Raw genomic sequence first — 17,064 nt, forward strand, 5'->3', positions numbered from 1 at the left:
GCCGCGGCTCACCACACGGCGCTCCGCGCCCGCGCCTCAAACGCCGGCGGGGCTGGAATTGCCCTCCGGGCAATCCAGCCCCGCCGCACGACCGGGCCGGGCCCGTGGGGAACGGGCCCGGCCCGGGTGGGGGGTCACGGAGGTCAGGGGGCAGGGGTCAGGCCGGCGCCGCCAGTTCCGCGGCCAGGGCTTCGCGGATGACGGCCGCGCTGCGGTCCACGTCCTCCCGGGTCGTACGCCAGTTCACGACGGAGATCCGCATCGCGGCCCGCCCCTCCCACAGCGTCCCGCCGAACCAGCACACCCCGCTCGCCTGGATCCGGGCGATCACGTTCCGCGTGACCTGGTCGTCGTCCCCGAAGCGCACCATCAGCTGGTTGAGGACGACGTCGTTGAGCAGCTCCACCCCCTCCACCCCGGCCAGGTGCTCGCCGAAGCGGCGGGTGTGCGCGCAGCACCGTTCCACGAGGTCCGCGACCCCGGAGCGCCCCAGTGACCGCAGGGCCGCCCACACCGGCAGGCTCCGCGCGCGCCGCGAGAAGTCGGGGACCCACTCGATGGCGTCGCGCTCCCCGTCCGTGCCCGGCGGCAGGTAGCCGGCCCGCTCGTTGAGCATGGCCGCCCGGTGCGCCTCGGGGTGGGCGATGACGACGATGCCGCAGTCGTAGGGCACGTTGAGCCACTTGTGGGCGTCCAGCGCCCAGGAGTCGGCCCGTTCCACGCCCGCGACGAGGGGCCGCAGTTTCGGGCTGGCCGCGGCCCACAGGCCGAACGCGCCGTCGACGTGCACCCAGGCCCCGTACCGGTGGGCGATGTCGCAGATCTCCCCGACGGGGTCGATGGCGCCGGAGTTGACGTCGCCGATCTGCGCGGCCACGATGACCGGCCCGTCGATCCCGGCGAGGACGGCCTCCAGTTCGGCCGGGATCATCCGGCCCTTGGCGTCCACGGGGACGTTGCGGATGCGGTCGGTGCCGAAGCCCAGGTAGCGGGCGGCGAGGTCGATGGTCATGTGGTGCTGGGCGCCGGCGACGATGGCCACGTCGGGCGCGCCGCCCAGGCCCCGGGCCTCGACGTCCCAGCCGGCCTCGGCGAGGAGCTTGTGCCGGGCCGCGGCCAGGGAGGTCAGGTGGGCCATGGTGCAGCCGGTGGGGAAGCCGACGGAGGCGTGCGCGGGCAGGCCCAGCAGTTCCAGGACCCACTGCGCGGCGACGTCCTCGGCGACGGCGACGGCCGGCGAGAGGTTGTAGAGGCTGGCGGTCTGGTCCCAGGCGGCGACGAGCCAGTCGGTGGCGATGGCCACGGGCAGGGTGCCGCCGGTGACGTAACCGAAGTAGCGGGGGCCGTTCGCGGTGGGAATGCCGCCCTCGGCGACGGCCCGGCCGAGGAGTTCGATGGTGTCGGTCGCCTCCCCCGGCCCGGCGGGCAGCGGGCCACCGAACATTTTCAGCAATTGTTCGGAGCCGGCAGTGGCAGCCACCGGCCGATCGGCGAGGCCCGCCAGATATTCCATGGCCTGCTGATAGGCCAATGCGAGAGGCGCACTGTCTGCTGTGGTCATAGTACTAACCTAGGCGGCCGGTACTGACGTGCGACTGACGAAATTGGCCGGAAGAACCGGTTACCCGAACCGCGTGGACTCCAGGGGCTGTTGGACTGTATTACTTTCTCCTGTGGCCCGGTCCGACCGGCGGGCCGCCCGTGCCGAGCCATGAGACATGAGGAGACCCGATGTCCGACGAGCAGACACGCAAGGTTATCGACCAGTTCAACCAGGCTTTCCAGCAGCACGACGCGAGCCTGCTGAAAGACCTCCTCGCCGAGAACTGCCGGCTGGAGAACTCCGGGCCCGCCCCCGACGGCTCGAAGCACGTCGGTTATGACGAATGCCTTCAGTTCTGGACCGCGATCGCGGCCAACGACCAGATGACCTTCGAGGTGGAGGAGGTCTGGACGGCCGGCGAGCGCGCGGTGTGCCGCTGGACGCTGCGCTGGGGCACCGGTCCGAAGGACTTCGTGCGCGGGGTGAACGTGACCCGTCTGGAAGGCGGCCTGATCGTCGAGAGCTTCGGTTACGTCAAGGGCTGATCCGCACGCGGAACGGCGAAGAAGGGGGCACGGGCCGCATACGGCCCGTGCCCCCTTCTTCTCTTCATCTCCTCGGCCTTTTCGTCAGCCCAGCTGGGAGACGATCATCACGCAGTCTTCCAGCGCCTTCGTGGCGTGGCCCTTGCCGTGCGTGTCCTCGACCAGCTGCGTGTTGCCGGGGACGAAGGTGCGCCAGGTGCCGTCACTGACACCGCACTCCATCCGGCCGCTGACCAGCGTCATGATCTGGCGGCGCGGCGCCGGGTGGAAGTCGCCGAACCACCCGGCCGGGATGTAGAGGTAGACGGCCTGCTTGGCCGGCACGCCCTCGGAGACGAAGAGCGAGGGCGCGGGCGGCGCGAAATTCACCGCCGTCACCTCCAGCGTCTCGTCGATGAAATGCGACTCCCCGTTCTCGTCGGCGTACAGACGCGATACGGAAATCTTGGCGGTTTCGGCGCTCACGGGAACTCCCCTGGTACCAGATGAAGAAGCTCGATCGCCTTCGACTATCCCAGTGACCGCTGATGGGCCCCTGACCGGTTTCCCGATTTCCCTCTCAGATACACATCAGCACCGTGTCAGCCGGTGCGTGCCAAGCTGATGGCACAGAAAGACCGGAGGAGAGGTTCCCAAAGCGGCCGAATGGGGTCCGGTGGGGTTACTCGCCGGACGGGCTCTGCCCACGCAGGTTCGAATCCTGCCCTCTCCGCAGGTGCTCATCCCAGGCACGCGCATCCCGATCCGATACCAGGGGTGCGCGTGTCTTTGGCATGCGGGGCCCGACGGCGGTGCCGGGGCCCGGTGAGCGCCCTTCTCGTCCCCGGTCCCGCGGAGCGACGGTATCCAGCCCTTCCGCCCGCGGCCCCGTCGACGTCACCGCACGTTCCCCGACCCCCTCCTTCCGCCCCTCCGGCGCGACCCGACCAGGCGTCGTTCCCCGAGCGACCCCGAGAGACATGGAGACGCAGTTGCCCAGCAGCGACAACCCCACCGTGCCCACGATCCGCAGGACCGACGCCGCCGCGCTCGTGGAGGAGGTCTCTTCCTGGCTGACCGTGGACGCCGACGAGATCGACGCCAAGTTCCTGGGCGAACGCGCGCGCATCGTCGAGGCGGTGGCCGACATGAACGCCGCCGCCGTCACCGGCCCCGACCGCGACGACGCCCACTACCACCAGCAGCTCCTGCTGTCGCGCATCTACCAGACGGTGATGCAGATACCGGACCGGCCGACGGCCGAGGGCTCCGTGCTGCTGCACGAGGTCACCCGGATGCTGGAGAACGCCACCCTGGCCGCCGAGGACGCCCATCTGGAGCCGGGGCTGCTGGAGTCGGCGCCGGCCGAGCCCAAGCAGTTCCTGTCGTGGCTCAAGGGCCTGGTCCGCAAGCACCGCGCCTTCAAGCACCCGTACTACACCGACTTCATCAACCGCGAGGCGGGGCGCGAGGACCTGCGTACGTACGTCATCCAGGAGTCGCTGATCGACGGCCGCTTCGACGACTTCCTGGCGATGATGCAGATCGGCACGGCCGGCGCCAGCAAGCTGGAGATCGCCGGGAACTACTGGGACGAGATGGGCAACGGCGATCCGCAGGCCGTGCACACCCACCTCTTCAACAAGATCTACGAGGTGTTCGACGTCCGCGCCGAGGACCTCGAAGCGGCCATGACCACCACCGACCTGCACTCGGGGAACCTGGCCGTGCTGCTGTGCCGCTACCGCCACCTGTACCCGGAGGCGGTCGGCTTCCTCGGCATGACCGAGTGGCTGGCCCCCGACCGGTTCCGCAACGTCGTCCGGGCGTGGGAGCGGCTGGGCCTGCCCGAGGTCGGGATCACCTACCACCGGCTGCACATCACCATCGACTCGCAGCACGCCGCCGGGTGGTTCCACAACGTGGTCATCCCGAGCGCCGACACCGCCTACATGCGGCGGGGCATCGCCCGCGGCGCGCTGTGGCGGGCCAACTCCTCCGCCCGGCACCTCGACGAGCGGCTGGACCAGGCCCGGCCGGCCGTCGAGAGCGCCGAGCGCACGCCCGTCGCCGCGGGCTGAGCCGTGCGGACGGGTGCGCACGGACTGCGCGAGCACGGCTTCGCGCCGGTCGGCCTGCCGCCGGTGCCGGCGGCGGTCACTGCGGGGTTCCGCGACCACCCGTACCGCCCGTTGCGGCTGCGGATGTCCTGGACGGCGGACGACGACTGGCTCTTCCAGTACGTCCCGCCGTCCGGGGCGTCCGGCCCCGGTGGCGGCCCCGTACGGGACCTCGCGGACCGGCGGCTGGCGGCCGGGTGCGGCGCCCTGCTGCGGCGCACGCTCAGCGGTGCGTGGCTCGACATCCACGCGGACTGGCTGATCACCCTGCACCGGGTCCGTACGGTCGCCCCGGCGGGGACGACCGTACGGGTGGCGGCCCCCGAACCGGCCCCCGTGGACAGCGAGTTCGGGCTGCTGGCGGTCCTGGGCCGGGAGGGGGAGGGCAGCCTGCGCTCCCGCCTGTACGGGCCGGGCGGGGCCTCGGCGCCGCTGCTGGAGGCCGCGCCGCGGCCCGGGCAGGGGCTCCTGCTCGACCGGCGCGCGGTCACCGACGACCTCCACGAACTGCTCGCCGGGCCCGGTGGCCCGGTGACCCAGGACTTCCTGACCGCCCACCTCACCCCGGCCGCGACCCCACCGTCCTCGGCCCTCAGAGGCCGCCCCATGCAGGTCCGCGGCCCGACCGGCACCCTCCTCCACACCCGCCCGGCCCTGCGCTGACCGGCGCGACGCCCCTGCCCGCCCCGGGCGGGCGGGGGCTGCTGCCCGTGTCCGGCGTCAGCCCCGCTCGCCGAGTGCCGCCCGCAGCCAGTCGAGCGTGCCCTGGCCCAGGAGTTCGTCGGCGAGCCGCTGCCCGGTCTCCGTGGTCAGCCGGCTCCGGCAATTGTCGATCCACCGCTGCGCGGCCGCGTACCCCTGCGCCTTGTACTCGATGCCCTGGAGCATGCACTCCAGCTTGTCGGCGTCCCGCGCGCAGACCGCCTCCGGGGAGTCCGCCGCCTCGTACTCGGCCACGAGCTCCCGGACGGCCGAGGCGAGGGCCTCGGGCATCCCCGCCGTCTGGTCGGCCGTGACGGCGGCCGGGTCGGCGCCGGCCGCGTACTTCCTGCCGAGGTGGTTCACGTCCCCGGTGCGGGTCTCCTGAGTGTCGTGCCAGACGGCGAGGAACGCGGCCCGCGCGGGGTCGGCGCCCTCCAGTTTCGCGATGACCGAGGCGATCAGGGAGGTGCGCCACGAGTGCTCCGCGACGCTCTCGGGCTGCTTGACGCCGGCCATCCACCAGCCCGTGCGGGCGGTGTTCTTCAGGGTGCCCGCCTCGTAGAGGAAGCGCGCCACCGCGGACAGGTCGTCAGCCACGTCTGTTCTCCTTCTCACGCCCCGGCGAGGCGGAATGCGTACCGGATCCCCTCCAGCTCCCGCCGCGCGCGCGTCGAGGGCCCGGTGACATCCAACAGCACCGGCAGCCGGTCGCGCAGGGCGCGCCCCGGTGGGGACGTCGTGCGCAGCAGGCCGGGCCGCACGGCGAGGAGCGCCCACAGCGTGTGCACGTTCAGGTCGAAGAACCCGCGCTCCGGATCCAGGCCGCTCACGAGGTGCCGGAACAGCTTGTGGCCGTGCCACGCGGGGGCGGTGGGATCGGCGATGAAGTCGTCGGACAGCTGGGGGTGCGTCGACTCGCCCACCCAGTAGGCCCAGTAGCTCAGGTTCGCCGCCTCGCCCGCGTCGTCGTCCTCCAGGGTGGAGGCGATGAAGTGGCCCATGCGGTCGTGGTCTCCCCGGCGGGCGGCGACGGCGGCCACCGAGCGGGCGTTCAGCCACCGGGTCAGCCAGTCGTCGGGCCGGCGCGCCTGCTGCTGCCGGGCGAGCCAGTCGCAGGTGTCCGCCGCCTCGTCGTAACCGGCCAGGTAGAGGGCTTGGCGGCGCAGGAGGAACTCGCCCGTACGCGCCTGCTCGGCCGTGTGCCGTATGCGGGCGAAGAACCGGCGCCGGTCGTCCGCGGAAAGCTTCGGGCCGGTGGGTACCGGGCCGCGACGTGGGCGGGCCACGACGCGGACGCCGCGCATCGCTTCGGGCATCACGCCGCTCAGGGGCCAGGTCAGGACCTCGACCAGGTCGCGCTGCATGACCCACACGCCCAGGGGGTTCTCGCCCGCCGGTCCGTCGTCTTCGAGCGCGCTCGCCAGGACGACATCGGCCTCCATGGCCTTGTCCAGGGCCAGGAGCAGCGCCGGGCTGATGCCCATCCGCATGAGCCTGTGCCGGTGGGTGAACATCTGCCCGACGGCGAGCGAGGTCAGCGGGCGCCGCCCGGATTCCCAGCCGGCGATCGTGTCCGTGGACACGCCGAACGCCTCGGCGAAGGATTCCTGGGTGTGGTCGAGCTGCTCCCGGATGACCCGGAAGACGTAGCCGGACACCATGCCGCCGCGACGGCGCTGCGGACTTCCCTGACCGCCGGTACGGGTGGGTTCCTGCGTGCCGGTCATGACCGCCCCTCTGCCTGCGAACGAGGGTCAACGTACCCGTACCACGGGTCACTTCGAGCGGTATGACGCGATATCTACGCTCGTCCCACCACCCGCTCACGGCTGTAGGGAGCACCGGCATGGACAGCGGCGAGACGCGGGAGATCGAGGAACTCATCGGGCGGGCGGTCGTGCCCTACTCGGAGCGGCCGGATGCCGAGAGCGTGGCCCGGCTCATCGGGGAACTGGTCGGCCAGGGGGAGGTGCTGCACGCGCGGGTGGCCGCGCTGCCCCGTGACCGGCGGAGCGAGCGGGCCGGGGCGGCGGTGGCCGAGTGGGAGTACTTCGTCGACGCGGGTCCCATGGGGCGGGGTGATCACGCGAACTGGAACTACGCCCGCGCCCTGGCCCGGATTCTGCGGAGCCTCGCCGGGGCGCTGGGGGCGTGGTGACCGAGCGCCTCCGGCAGGTTCTGTACGTCGTGATCCTGCTCGGCGCGCTCGCCGTTGTCCTCGCCGGCACCCGCTGACCCGGCCCCGGTTCAGGCCTCGGCCGCGTCGCGGAGCAGGGTGTCCAGGCGGGTGAGGGCCTCGTCGCAGAGGTGGGCCGCGGTCAGGTCGTCGGGGGCGGCGGCGCAGGCCTGGAAGCGGTCCACCAGCAGCAGGCCGGTCGCTTCGATCTCCTCGGGCATGTCGGGGCTCCTCCTCAGACCGCGTTGCAGGCGCGGAAGACGTGGACCAGCGCGGGCAGGCTCGCCCGGTGCTGGAAGGCGATGTACTCGGGCAGGACGGCGGAGGGGGCCCACTTCTGCTTGTACTCCAGCTGCGTGCGCGCCGGGTAGATGTGCGCGCCGTGCTCCCACAGGTGCTCCATGAACCAGTGGAAGCCCAGGCTGTGGCCCGGGAACTGGGGGGCCGTCAGGGAGGTGAAGGGGGTGAAGCCGAAGTGCAGCCAGCGGGTGCCCTCGGCGGTGAAGACGTCGATGGCGGCCTTGTTGAGGGCCTCCATCACCCCGGGCGGGGAGTCGGGCTGCCGGCGGCTGAGGTCGTGCATCCAGCCGGGCTGGGGACCGTAGACCGGGGCGTAGGAGACGTAGCCGATCAGCTCGCCGTCGCGGACGGCGGCGAAGAGGCGGCGCAGGTGCTGGTAGCGGCCGCCGGTCTGGCCGACGAGGAACTCCAGTGGTTTGACGCCCTCGCCCTTGGTGGAGAGCCAGGCGGTGTCGAGGGCCGCGATCCGGTCCGCGTACTCCTCGTACGCGACCTCCTTGATCTCCAGGCCGCTGCGCAGCGCCCGTGAGATCTTGTTGCGCAGCTGCATGAACCGGGTGCCGGCCAGGGTGAAGGTCTCCAGGTCGACGGCGTAGGAGGCGCCCATCTGGTTCACGGTGAAGCCCTGGTCGACGTAGACGTCGGCGTCCGCGCCCTGGAGCTGTACGGAGACGATCTCGCGGTCGCGCTCCGCGGCGAAGGCGGTGAAGCCCGCCAGCAGCCGGGCCCGGGGGCCGTCCGGTCCGGCGGGCTCGAAGGGGGCGAAGGGGCCGCCGAACTGGACGAGGTAGCGGCCGACGGGCCGGTACACGATCACGCCGGGCACGTCCGGCAAGCGGAAGTAGCTGTTCCCGTCGCTGAAGGCGAAATACGCGCTCGGATTCCCCGCGTCCGCGTACCGGCGGATGGCGTCGAGTGCGACATCCGTCTCCACAATTACTGCCGTCATTTCAGATCCATTCTCCCGCCGACACTTCTCCACTTATGGCACGGGCGGCACGGCGGCACAAGCCCCACCCGGTCGCGCGGTCAGCCGACCGTCAGGGCATTGTCAGGAGAAATCGCAGGTCAGATAAGCGTCAGGCCTCAGTCAGACGGTCAGTGAAACGATGCTTTCCGAATATCGTATTTCGCAGCAGGAGAATTCCCAGAGAGCCCGAGGTGAGCACGGCGATGCGTTCCCTGACGACAGCGCGCGGGATCTGCGAGCAATTCCACGCAGGTCTTCTCGACGCACTCGAAGACCTGCCGCTCAGCACCCGGGAGGGTGAGGACAGCCCGGTGCTGGAGCTGTACCGCAAGCACGGCGGGCCCGGCCTGCTGGTGCCCGCCGCGTACGGCGGCGCCGCCGCCGGTCCGCTGGAGGCGGTGCGGGTGCAGCGGGCCATCGCCGCCGTCTCCCCCTCCCTGGGGGTGGCCACCGTGATGCACCACTTCACGGTCGCGATGCTGTTCCGGCTGGCCCAGGCCGCCGGGCGGCTCACCCCGGCCCAGCTGAAGCTGCTGGAGGGCGTGGCCTCGGACGGGCTGCTGCTGGCCTCCGGCTGGGCGGAGGGCCGGACCGACCAGAACATCCTGGCCCCCTCGGTGGTGGCCGAGCCGCTCCCGGGCGGCGGTTACCGCGTCAACGGCTCCAAGAAGCCGTGCAGCCTCTCCGGTTCGATGGACGTACTGACCGCCAGCGTGCAGGTGACGCGGGAGGACGGGCGCGGCGCGCTGGCCCTGATGCTGATCCCGGCCTCCTCCCCCGGCATCGAGACCCGGCCGTTCTGGGCGACGCCCGTCCTGGCCGCCTCGCAGAGCCACGAGGTGCGGCTCACCGACGTGGTGGTGCCCGAGGAACTGGTCATCCACAGCACCCCCGAGGACGCCGAGCGGCTCGACGACCTCCAGACCGCCGGCTTCACCTGGTTCGAGCTGCTCGCCACCTCCTCGTACGTGGGCGCCGCCTCCGCGCTGGTCGCCCGGGTCCTGGACGGCGGTCGCGGAACGCCCGCCGAGCGGGCGCAGCTCGCGGTGCGGATGGACGCGGCGGTCTCCCTCGTGGAGGGCGCGGCCCGCTCCCTGGAGGACGGCACCGAGGGCGACGAGGCGGTGGCCGCGGTGCTCACCGCCCGCTACGCCACCCAGGACCTGCTGGCGCAGAGCGTCGACCAGGCCGTGGAGATGCTCGGCGGCATGGCCTACATCCGCTCCGGCGACGTGGCCTACCTGGCCTCGGCGGTCCGCGCCCTGGCCTTCCACCCGCCGTCGCGCGCGAGCGTCGCGGCGGAGCTGGCCGACTGGTTCGCCGGCGGCCCGCTGCGGCTGTCCTGACCCGTCCGCCGCCCCCCTCTTCGCCGCCCGCGGCCTGCCACCCGCCGCCCGCCGCCCGTCGGAAGGACATCCCTGATGGACATCAAGAACCCGGTGGAATCACCGGTCACCTTCAGCCTGCACCGCGCCGAGTACCTGGTCGCCTTCGCCGTGACGATCGGGTTCATCCTGTGGCACTTCACGGACATCAACTGGTTCGCGGCGATCGGCCTGTTCCTCTACATCGACCTCGTCGGCTACATCCCCGGCGCCATCGCCTACCGGCGCAGCCCCGACGGCCGGATCCCCAAGGCCTACTACGTCCTCTACAACACGATGCACAGCCTGCTCAGCGTGGCCGCCGTCGGCCTGCTGTGGATGTGGCTGATCGGTCCCGAATGGGCGCTGCTGGCCCTGCCCTTCCACGTCTTCGGCGACCGCGGCGTCTTCGGGAACTTCCTCAAGCCCTTCGGGCTGCCCTTCGAGCCGGTGGACACCCCGCTGGTCGACCAGGTGACGGCCATGCTGAAGCGCCGCGGCGCGACCGACGGCCCGGTCCCGCTCCCGTACGAGGACCACCCGGCGACCCGCGCCGCCACCGGTTCCGCCCCGGCCGTCGGGGTGACCCGGTGAGCCGCTACCCGGCCTGGCTCACCGACCGCTCCCCCGCCGCCCCGGCGGCCGACGGGTACGAGGACCCCGAGGCGGCCCGGCTGGCGCTGCGCCGGCTCGCCTCCGGCGTCACGGTGCTCACCGTCAGCCGCGACGGCGTCCGGCACGGCACCACCGCCAGCGCCGTCGTCACCCTCTCCCGGGACCCGCTCGTCCTCGGCGCCTGCCTGCGGCCCACCTCCACCTTCGCCTCGATGGTGCGGCGGGCCGGCAAGTTCTCGGTGAACGTCCTCGCCTCGGCGCAGAACGACGTCGCCCGGCGCTTCGCCAACCCCTCCCGGCCGCTCGGCGACGCCCAGTTCGAGGGCTTCGACTGGACCACCGACCCGCTGACCGGCGCCCCGCTGCTCGGCGGCAGCCTCGCCCACCTGGCCTGCCGGGTCCTCGGCTGGCACCAGGTCGGCGACCACGACATGCTCCTCGCCGAGGTCACGGGCGGCGCCCACACCGTCGACTCCCCGATGCTCAGCTTCGCCGGCCGCATGCACAGCGCGGCCGTCACCCCCGCCGCTTCCGTCCCTCCCTCTCCCCGTGAGGTCCTCTCATGACCACCGTCCCGCAGATCCCCCTCGAAGCCGACTGGGACCGCGCGCCCAATCTCCTCGACGGGGCCCAGGAAATGACCCTCACCGCCGAGGAGTGCGACCTGGCGTACTGGCTGTCGGCCGTCGCCCAGGGCACCCTGCGCGGGCGCGCCGAGGCGGGCCACGACGCCGGAACGCCGGAGTACATGCGCGAGGACGGGCCGCTGCGCCAGGCGCTCGTGCTGGAGCTGGGCAACCGCTCGCTGGCCGAGACCCGCGCGGTCGAGGTGCTCTCGCACTACGTGATCGGCGCGCCCGGGGTCGTCGAGCAGGAGTTCTTCACCACCCAGGTGGTCGACGAGGCCCGGCACGCGATGATCTTCCGCAAGCACCTCACCGACCTGGGCGTGCCGCGGGCCGGGCTGCTGGACTTCATCAAGGAGCAGGGCGTCGACTACACGCGGCGGGTGCTGAACCCGATCGCCGAGTTCGCCACCTCCGTGGTGCGCGACGAGGGCGACTTCATCGGCGCCGTCGCCGTGTTCACCATCGTCATCGAGGGGGTCCTCGCCCCCGCCGCCGAGCTCAGCGAGCGCAAGTGGACCCTGCTGGACCCGGCGGCCGCCGAGATCGCGCGCGGCGCGTCCATCGACGAGATCCGCCACCTGACGGTGGGCAGCTCGATCGTCCGCGAGCACCTCGCGCGCACGCCCTCGTACCGGCCGCGGCTGATCGAGCTGATCCGGCGCGGGCGCCGGCTGTGGGACGAGCTGCCGTCGGAGGAGTTCGTCCTGGAGCGCGAGGAACTGTTCCAGCAGGGCATGTTCGCGCACGCCGGACTGCTCGACGGCTACGAGGTGTTCCCCGGCTGCAAGCTGCTGGAGACCACCCCGAAGCAGCGCTACGACCTCGCCGAGCAGTGGACCGACGACATGGCCGAGGTGCGGCTGCCGTACATGGGCATCCCGGAGGCCGTCGACATCATCCGCAACCACCCGAGGTGACCCGGTGACGTCCACGGTCCCCGCGCGGACCGGCGCCGGGGCGGACGGCGCGCCCGCCGCCGCCCGCCCCGCGCTGCGCCGCACCCTGACCACCCCCCGGATCGTGTTCCTCGTGGTCGCCGCGGCGGCCCCGATGTCCGGGGTGGTGGGCTCGGTGCCCCTCGCGTACGCCATCGGCAACGGGGCGGGGGTGCCCGCCACCTTCGCGCTGGCCGGGCTGATCCTGCTGTGCTTCTCGGTGGGCTACGCGGCGATGAGCCGGCACGTGGTCGGGGCGGGCGGCTTCTACACGTACATCGGGCAGGGTCTGGGCCGGCCGCTCGCCGTCGCGGGCGGGCTGACGGCCGTCGTCGCCTACACGGCGGCGGTCGCGGGCGTCGCCGGGGCCTTCGGGTACTTCGCCGAACTGGTCTCCGCCGCCCACCACTTGCCCGTCCCCTGGCCGGTGTGGACGGGGGCGGCGCTCGCGCTGACCGCCGTCATGGGCTACCGGAGCATCGACCTGAGCGCCCGGCTGCTGGCGGTGCTGATGGTCGCCGAGGTGGCGGTGCTGGGCCTGCTCGCGCTGGCCATCGGCGTGCGGCACGGCGCGGACACCCTCCCGGCGGCCTCCTTCCGGCCCGACACCGTCTTCTCCCCGGGCCTGGGCGTGGCGCTGATGTTCGCGCTGATCTCGTACGTGGGCTTCGAGGCGGCCGCGCTGTACGGGGAGGAGAGCCGCGACCCCCGGCGCAGCGTGCCCGTCGCCACCTACACCTCCGTGGTGCTCATCACCGTCTTCTTCGCGGTGATCAGCTGGGCGGCGGTCGGCGCGATCGGCGCGGACCGGGTCGCGGAGCGGGCCGGCGCGGAGCTGGGCGACCTGTTCTTCCACCTGTCCGACGACTACCTCGGCACCTTCGCGACGAGCGTGATGCAGGTGCTGCTGTGCACCAGCCTGTTCGGGGCGCTGCTCGGGCTGCACACCGCCGCGAACCGGTACCTGTTCGTGCTGGGCCGGGAGCGGGTGCTGCCGGCCGCGCTGGCCCGGATCCATCCGCGGCACGCCTCCCCGTACCGGGCGAGTCTGGTGCTGTCGGTGGTCACGGCCGTGGTCTGCGCCCTGTTCGCGCTCGCGGGGGCGCATCCGTACACCAACCTGGCCACCACCATGCTCGCGCTGGGCACGGTCGGGATCGTCGGGCTCCAGGCGGCCGTGGCGGTGGCCGTGCTCGTCTTCTTCCGCCGCCACCCCGACGCGCACTGGTGGCGCACCCGGCTGGCGCCGGCCCTGGCCCTGGCCGGGCTGGTGGGCGCGCTGGCGTTGCTGCTGGCCAACTTCCCGCTGGTCACCGGGACCACCTCCGTCTGGGTCAACCGGATCCCCTGGCTGATGGCCGCTGCCGCGCTCGGCGGGCTCGGCTACGCCGGGTGGCTGCGGGCCCGGGCGCCCGAGCGGTACCGCGCGGTCGCCGGCGCGGCGCACGACACCCCTCCACTCCCCTGACTGAGGAGCCCGTCATGCACGACCCGCACACCCTGCTCCAGGACGAGGCCCAGGAGGCGCTGGCCCGCCGCGGCCACCGCCTGGACCGGATCGCCCTGCGCGACCTGACCGAACGGCGTGCCCGGCTCATCGCCGAGCGGGACAAGCTGCGGGCCGAGCAGAACCGCTCCGCGCGCGGCGGCGTACGCCCCGACGAGGCCGCCCGGGCCCGGATACAGGAGGCCAAGGAGCGGCTGCGGTCGGTGGCGCAGGAGCTCCGGGAGGCGGAGGAGGGGCTCGGCGCGCTGCTGCTGGCCGTGCCCAACCTGCCGTACGCGGACGTGCCCGACGGGACCGAGCAGGACCCGCCGGTGGTGCGCCGGGTCTGGGGGGAGGTGCCGGGCTTCGACTTCACCCCGCGCGACCACGTGGACGTCGGCACCCGCCTCGGGATCCTGGACCAGGTGCGGGCGGCCCGGCTCTCCGGCTCCCGCTTCGCGGTGACCCGGGGGGCCGGGGCCCGGCTGGAGCGGGCGCTGGCCGCGTTCCTGCTGGACCTGCACACCACCGAGCACGGGTACACCGAGCACGGGGTGCCGCACCTGGTGAGCCGGGAGACGATGACCGGTACCGGGCAGCTGCCGAAGTTCGAGGACGACCTGTTCCTGACCACGGCCGCCGACCGGGAGCTGCTGCTGATCCCGACGGCCGAGGTGCCGCTGGTCAACCTCTACCGGGGCGAGACCCTCCAGGAGGGCGAGCTCCCGCTGGCGCTGACCGCGTGCACGCCCTGCTACCGGGCCGAGGCGGGCTCGTACGGGCGCGACACCCGGGGGCTGGTGCGGCTGCACCAGTTCGAGAAGGTCGAGCTGGTACGGATCTGCCGGCCCGAGGAGTCCGCCGCGCAACTGGAGCTGCTGACCGGGCACGCCGAGACGGCGCTGCGCCGGCTGGGGCTGGCCCACCGGGTGGTCGAACTGCGCGCCGGGGACCTCGGCTTCGCCGCCCGGCGCACCTACGACATCGAGGTGTGGCTGCCGGGCCAGGGCACCTACCGGGAGATCTCCTCCTGTTCGGACTGCGGCGACTTCCAGGGCCGCCGGGCCGGCATCAAGGTCCGCGACCGCGACGGCCGCAAGGAGTACGCCGCCACCCTGAACGGCTCGGCCCTCCCGGTCGGCCGCACCCTCGTCGCGATCCTGGAGCAGTACCAGCGCGCGGACGGCTCGGTGAGCGTGCCGCCCGCGCTGGTCCCGTACACCGGTTTCACGGCGATCGCCCCGGACGGGACGCCGGTGCTCACCCCCCGCTGACTCCCGCCCGCGCCCGCGTCCGTACGAGGTCACGGGCGCGGTCCGGCCACGGGAGGACCGTGACCGGGGGCAGTTCGCGGGAGACGAAGGCGGTCATGGCCCAGGGGGAGTCCCGGCGGGTGGGGTGCAGGGCCGTGTGGCCGTGCCACGGGAGGGGGCCGTGGCCGGTGATGCCGCGCAGGGTGACGGCGCCGTCGGGGCCGAAGTCCAGGTCGACCTCCCGGGCGCCGTCGCTCAGGCCCCGGCCGGTGGCCTTGACGGCGGCCTCCAGCAGGGTCCAGGCGTGGAAGAAGGTCTCGGGCGCGGCGTCGGCCGGGACGCCGGGGTAGACGAAGGTCAGCACGTCCAGGCTGGTGGTGGACGGGCGGACCAGTTCCACGTCCACCCCGATCGGCCCGGTCTCGGTGGCGCCGAGCAGCAGCAGTCCGTCGGAGCGCGACCAGCTGACGTGGGTGCCGGGCTGGTCGGGCAGGTAGGGCTTGCCGGCCGGGTCGTAGTGGATGCGCAGGTCGGTCGCGGCCAGGCCCAGGCGGTCGGCGAGCAGCCTGCGCACGGTGAGCCGGGCGCGGTAGAAGCGGTGGGCGGCCCGGGCGTGGACGAACTCGGCGCCGCGCCGCAGTTCGTCCTCGGTGAGGCCCTCGGGATAGTGCGCGCTGATGTCGGTGGGGGCGACCTGGTCGAGATCGACCAGCCATGCGTCCATGATGCTCCTTTCTCGGACACAGGCCCTTCGGGGTGCGGCCTCCCGCGGGCCGCCTAGAGGGTGAACACCCGTGTGCGGGAGCGCGCCGGGTCGCCCGGGCGCAGGTGCAGGCGGCCCGCCGCCGGGAACATGACGGCCGCGGCGACGGTGCGTTCGGCGCGGATGTCGCCCCGGTCGGGTACGCACACCGGCGGCCGGGACAGCACGGCGAAGTGGTCCTCGGCGGTCGCGTCGGCGGGCAGTGCGGCCAGGCCCTCGCGGGCGGCGCGCAGCCGGCGCAGCGAGGAGTTGCGGGCGAAGACGTTCAGTTCGTCGGCCGGGGCGAAGTCCGGGTGCAGGAAGTGGTTGGTGTGGGCCAGTTCGCCGGGGGCGGCCTCGGTGACGCGCAGTTCGCCGTCGAGGTGTTCGGCGTACAGGACGCGCTCGCGGTCGCAGAGCATCAGCGAGCGGGAGCTGGCCAGGGGCAGGTCGGCGAGGACCTTCAGGGCGTCGGCGGTGTTCCGGGCGGTGTCCAGGAGGTGGCGGATCGCCAGGTACGGGGGGACGCCGGGGCGCCAGCGGCCGCCGAGGACCAGGTTCAGGCCGACGGCGAGCCCGTCGCTGTTGACGCCGAGGTAGCCGAGGAGTCCGGCGAAGCTGAGGACGAGGGAGCGCCGGGCGGTGCCGGCGCGGGCGGTCTCCAGGACGCTGATGTGGGTGTCGAGGTCGCCGCTGAGGTCGACGGTCTGCGCGAGGACGGGCGGGCCGCCGGGTCCGGTACGGGCGTACGTGGTGCAGTCGCCGCCCGAGCGGACGGCGCTGTAGCCCATGATCTCGCGGCGGATCTGGAGCAGCCAGGCCTCGTCCGCGCTGATCCGGGCCCCGTCGGCGAGGCCCGCCACCTCCTCGGCGAGGTCGGGCAGGGCCGCCTCGACCGCCGCCCGGTGGGCGGCGATCGCCGGCCGCAGCGCGGGCAGGCTCAGGGGCCGGTCGCTGAGGTGGCGCAGGCGGGCGAGCCCGTCGTCGAGGAAGGCCCGCAGCGGGCCGGCGAGGGCCGCGCCGTGGACGCGGCCGATCTCGTACGGGGTGCCCGCGGCCCGTATGTGGGTGATGCCGGCGCCTCCGGCGGGCGCGCCGCTCATGCCGGTACGGCGTTCTTCGGGCCGCGCGCCAGCAGGGCGCGGACGGAGGGCCATTCGGCGCGCAGCACGCTGTAGAAGACGGCGTCGCGGCGGCGGCCGCCCGGCATGTAGTTGAAGCTGCGCAGGACGCCTTCCTCGGTGGCGCCGATGTTGGCGAGGCCGCGGCGGGCCTGGACGTTGAGGACGTCGGTCTTGAACTCGGCGCGTTCGGCGCCGAGCGTCTCGAAGGCGTGCTCCAGGAGCAGGGCCTTGGCCCAGTGGTTGACGCCCCGGCCGCGGAAGTCGCGGCCGAGCCAGGACCAGCCGATCTCCAGGCGGCGGTCGGCCTCGGCCAGGTTGCCGAAGCTCATGCTGCCCGCGACGCGGCCGCTGTCCTTGTCGGTGATGACGTAGACGAAGCGGCGGCCGGCGGCGTGGTCGGCGAGGTTGGTGTCGAAGAAGGCCTCGAAGTCGGCGTCGGTGTCGACGGCGGCGACGAAGTAGCGCCAGATGTCGGGGTCCATGGCGACGGCCCGGACGCCCTCGCGGTCGGCCTCGGTGATCGGGGTCAGGCGCACCCGGTCGTTCTCCAGGACGGCGGCGGCGTGCTCGTTCCAGCTCAT

General features: G+C 73.0%; 19 protein-coding genes and 1 tRNA gene. 11 read left to right on the plus strand and 9 right to left on the minus strand.

Annotation, left to right across the window (positions count from 1 at the left end):
- Positions 1–157 precede the first annotated feature (157 nt).
- The gene (locus tag ACZ6ZT_RS30490) at positions 158–1,561 is read right to left on the minus strand and encodes a pyridoxal phosphate-dependent decarboxylase family protein (RefSeq protein ID WP_469723367.1); all 1,404 of its coding nucleotides are present in this window, start codon (positions 1,559–1,561) and stop codon (positions 158–160) included.
- A 170-nt stretch (positions 1,562–1,731) separates the two neighbouring features.
- On the opposite strand from ACZ6ZT_RS30490, the gene ACZ6ZT_RS30495 reads away from it, so the two are divergent.
- Positions 1,732–2,088 (plus strand): nuclear transport factor 2 family protein, encoded by a 357-nt coding sequence (locus tag ACZ6ZT_RS30495; protein ID WP_469723368.1) that lies wholly within the window; start codon positions 1,732–1,734, stop codon positions 2,086–2,088.
- Positions 2,089–2,172: 84 nt separating this feature from the next.
- Here the strand turns inward: ACZ6ZT_RS30495 and ACZ6ZT_RS30500 are convergent, their stop codons facing one another.
- Positions 2,173–2,553: a cupin domain-containing protein gene (locus ACZ6ZT_RS30500; protein ID WP_469723369.1), complete on the minus strand. Its 381-nt coding sequence runs from the start codon at positions 2,551–2,553 to the stop codon at positions 2,173–2,175.
- A gap of 157 nt (positions 2,554–2,710) precedes the next feature.
- Between ACZ6ZT_RS30500 and ACZ6ZT_RS30505 the strand changes: the two genes are divergently transcribed.
- From ACZ6ZT_RS30505 to ACZ6ZT_RS30515, 3 genes are all read left to right on the plus strand, one after another.
- A tRNA-OTHER gene (locus ACZ6ZT_RS30505) sits at positions 2,711–2,800 on the plus strand.
- 259 nt (positions 2,801–3,059) lie between these two features.
- Positions 3,060–4,148, plus strand: coding sequence for an iron-containing redox enzyme family protein (locus ACZ6ZT_RS30510; RefSeq protein ID WP_469723370.1), 1,089 nt, complete (start codon positions 3,060–3,062; stop codon positions 4,146–4,148).
- Between the two features lie 3 nt (positions 4,149–4,151).
- The gene (locus tag ACZ6ZT_RS30515) at positions 4,152–4,850 is read left to right on the plus strand and encodes a hypothetical protein (RefSeq protein WP_469723371.1); all 699 of its coding nucleotides are present in this window, start codon (positions 4,152–4,154) and stop codon (positions 4,848–4,850) included.
- Between the two features lie 57 nt (positions 4,851–4,907).
- Here the strand turns inward: ACZ6ZT_RS30515 and ACZ6ZT_RS30520 are convergent, their stop codons facing one another.
- Both ACZ6ZT_RS30520 and ACZ6ZT_RS30525 read right to left on the minus strand, forming a co-directional pair.
- Positions 4,908–5,486: an HD domain-containing protein gene (locus ACZ6ZT_RS30520; protein WP_469723372.1), complete on the minus strand. Its 579-nt coding sequence runs from the start codon at positions 5,484–5,486 to the stop codon at positions 4,908–4,910.
- Between the two features lie 14 nt (positions 5,487–5,500).
- Positions 5,501–6,616, minus strand: coding sequence for a helix-turn-helix domain-containing protein (locus ACZ6ZT_RS30525; RefSeq protein ID WP_469723374.1), 1,116 nt, complete (start codon positions 6,614–6,616; stop codon positions 5,501–5,503).
- A 119-nt stretch (positions 6,617–6,735) separates the two neighbouring features.
- Between ACZ6ZT_RS30525 and ACZ6ZT_RS30530 the strand changes: the two genes are divergently transcribed.
- Entirely contained in the window at positions 6,736–7,047 is a 312-nt protein-coding gene (locus tag ACZ6ZT_RS30530; RefSeq protein ID WP_469723375.1) for a DUF6415 family natural product biosynthesis protein, read from the plus strand.
- An 89-nt stretch (positions 7,048–7,136) separates the two neighbouring features.
- Here ACZ6ZT_RS30530 and ACZ6ZT_RS30535 read toward each other — a convergent pair whose 3' ends face one another.
- Together ACZ6ZT_RS30535 and ACZ6ZT_RS30540 are read right to left on the minus strand one after the other, a co-directional pair.
- A complete protein-coding gene (locus tag ACZ6ZT_RS30535) occupies positions 7,137–7,286 on the minus strand; it encodes a hypothetical protein (RefSeq protein ID WP_469723377.1) in 150 nt (49 codons plus the stop codon).
- A gap of 14 nt (positions 7,287–7,300) precedes the next feature.
- Entirely contained in the window at positions 7,301–8,314 is a 1,014-nt protein-coding gene (locus tag ACZ6ZT_RS30540; RefSeq protein WP_469723378.1) for a bifunctional lysylphosphatidylglycerol flippase/synthetase MprF, read from the minus strand.
- Positions 8,315–8,538: 224 nt separating this feature from the next.
- Here ACZ6ZT_RS30540 and ACZ6ZT_RS30545 point away from each other — a divergent pair, with 224 nt between their 5' ends.
- From ACZ6ZT_RS30545 to serS, 6 genes are all read left to right on the plus strand, one after another.
- Complete coding sequence (locus tag ACZ6ZT_RS30545; protein WP_469723379.1) at positions 8,539–9,681, plus strand: acyl-CoA dehydrogenase family protein; 1,143 nt, start codon at positions 8,539–8,541, stop codon at positions 9,679–9,681.
- A gap of 75 nt (positions 9,682–9,756) precedes the next feature.
- On the plus strand, positions 9,757–10,293 hold the full coding sequence (locus ACZ6ZT_RS30550) for a hypothetical protein (protein WP_469723380.1): 537 nt from the start codon (positions 9,757–9,759) through the stop codon (positions 10,291–10,293).
- Positions 10,290–10,880 carry a flavin reductase family protein gene (locus ACZ6ZT_RS30555; RefSeq protein WP_469723382.1) on the plus strand — a complete coding sequence of 197 codons (591 nt, stop codon included), beginning with the start codon at positions 10,290–10,292 and terminating at the stop codon, positions 10,878–10,880. The genes ACZ6ZT_RS30550 and ACZ6ZT_RS30555 overlap by 4 nt, the downstream gene beginning before the upstream one ends.
- Positions 10,877–11,860 (plus strand): ferritin family protein, encoded by a 984-nt coding sequence (locus tag ACZ6ZT_RS30560; RefSeq protein ID WP_469723383.1) that lies wholly within the window; start codon positions 10,877–10,879, stop codon positions 11,858–11,860. Before ACZ6ZT_RS30555 ends, ACZ6ZT_RS30560 begins: the two co-directional genes overlap by 4 nt.
- A gap of 4 nt (positions 11,861–11,864) precedes the next feature.
- A complete protein-coding gene (locus ACZ6ZT_RS30565; protein ID WP_469723384.1) occupies positions 11,865–13,346 on the plus strand; it encodes an APC family permease in 1,482 nt (493 codons plus the stop codon).
- 14 nt (positions 13,347–13,360) lie between these two features.
- Complete coding sequence (gene serS, locus ACZ6ZT_RS30570; RefSeq protein WP_469723385.1) at positions 13,361–14,638, plus strand: serine--tRNA ligase; 1,278 nt, start codon at positions 13,361–13,363, stop codon at positions 14,636–14,638.
- Here serS and ACZ6ZT_RS30575 read toward each other — a convergent pair.
- The 3 genes from ACZ6ZT_RS30575 to ACZ6ZT_RS30585 are packed head-to-tail and all read right to left on the minus strand — an operon-like array spanning position 14,625 to position 17,064.
- Positions 14,625–15,341, minus strand: a complete 717-nt coding sequence (locus ACZ6ZT_RS30575) for a 4'-phosphopantetheinyl transferase family protein (protein WP_469723386.1) — start codon at positions 15,339–15,341, stop codon at positions 14,625–14,627. The genes serS and ACZ6ZT_RS30575 overlap by 14 nt on opposite strands.
- Before the next feature lie 53 nt (positions 15,342–15,394).
- Complete coding sequence (locus tag ACZ6ZT_RS30580; protein ID WP_469723387.1) at positions 15,395–16,462, minus strand: C45 family autoproteolytic acyltransferase/hydolase; 1,068 nt, start codon at positions 16,460–16,462, stop codon at positions 15,395–15,397.
- Positions 16,459–17,064: a GNAT family N-acetyltransferase gene (locus ACZ6ZT_RS30585; RefSeq protein ID WP_469723389.1), complete on the minus strand. Its 606-nt coding sequence runs from the start codon at positions 17,062–17,064 to the stop codon at positions 16,459–16,461. Before ACZ6ZT_RS30585 ends, ACZ6ZT_RS30580 begins: the two co-directional genes overlap by 4 nt.

Source organism: Streptomyces sp. NPDC102258, from assembly GCF_055584685.1.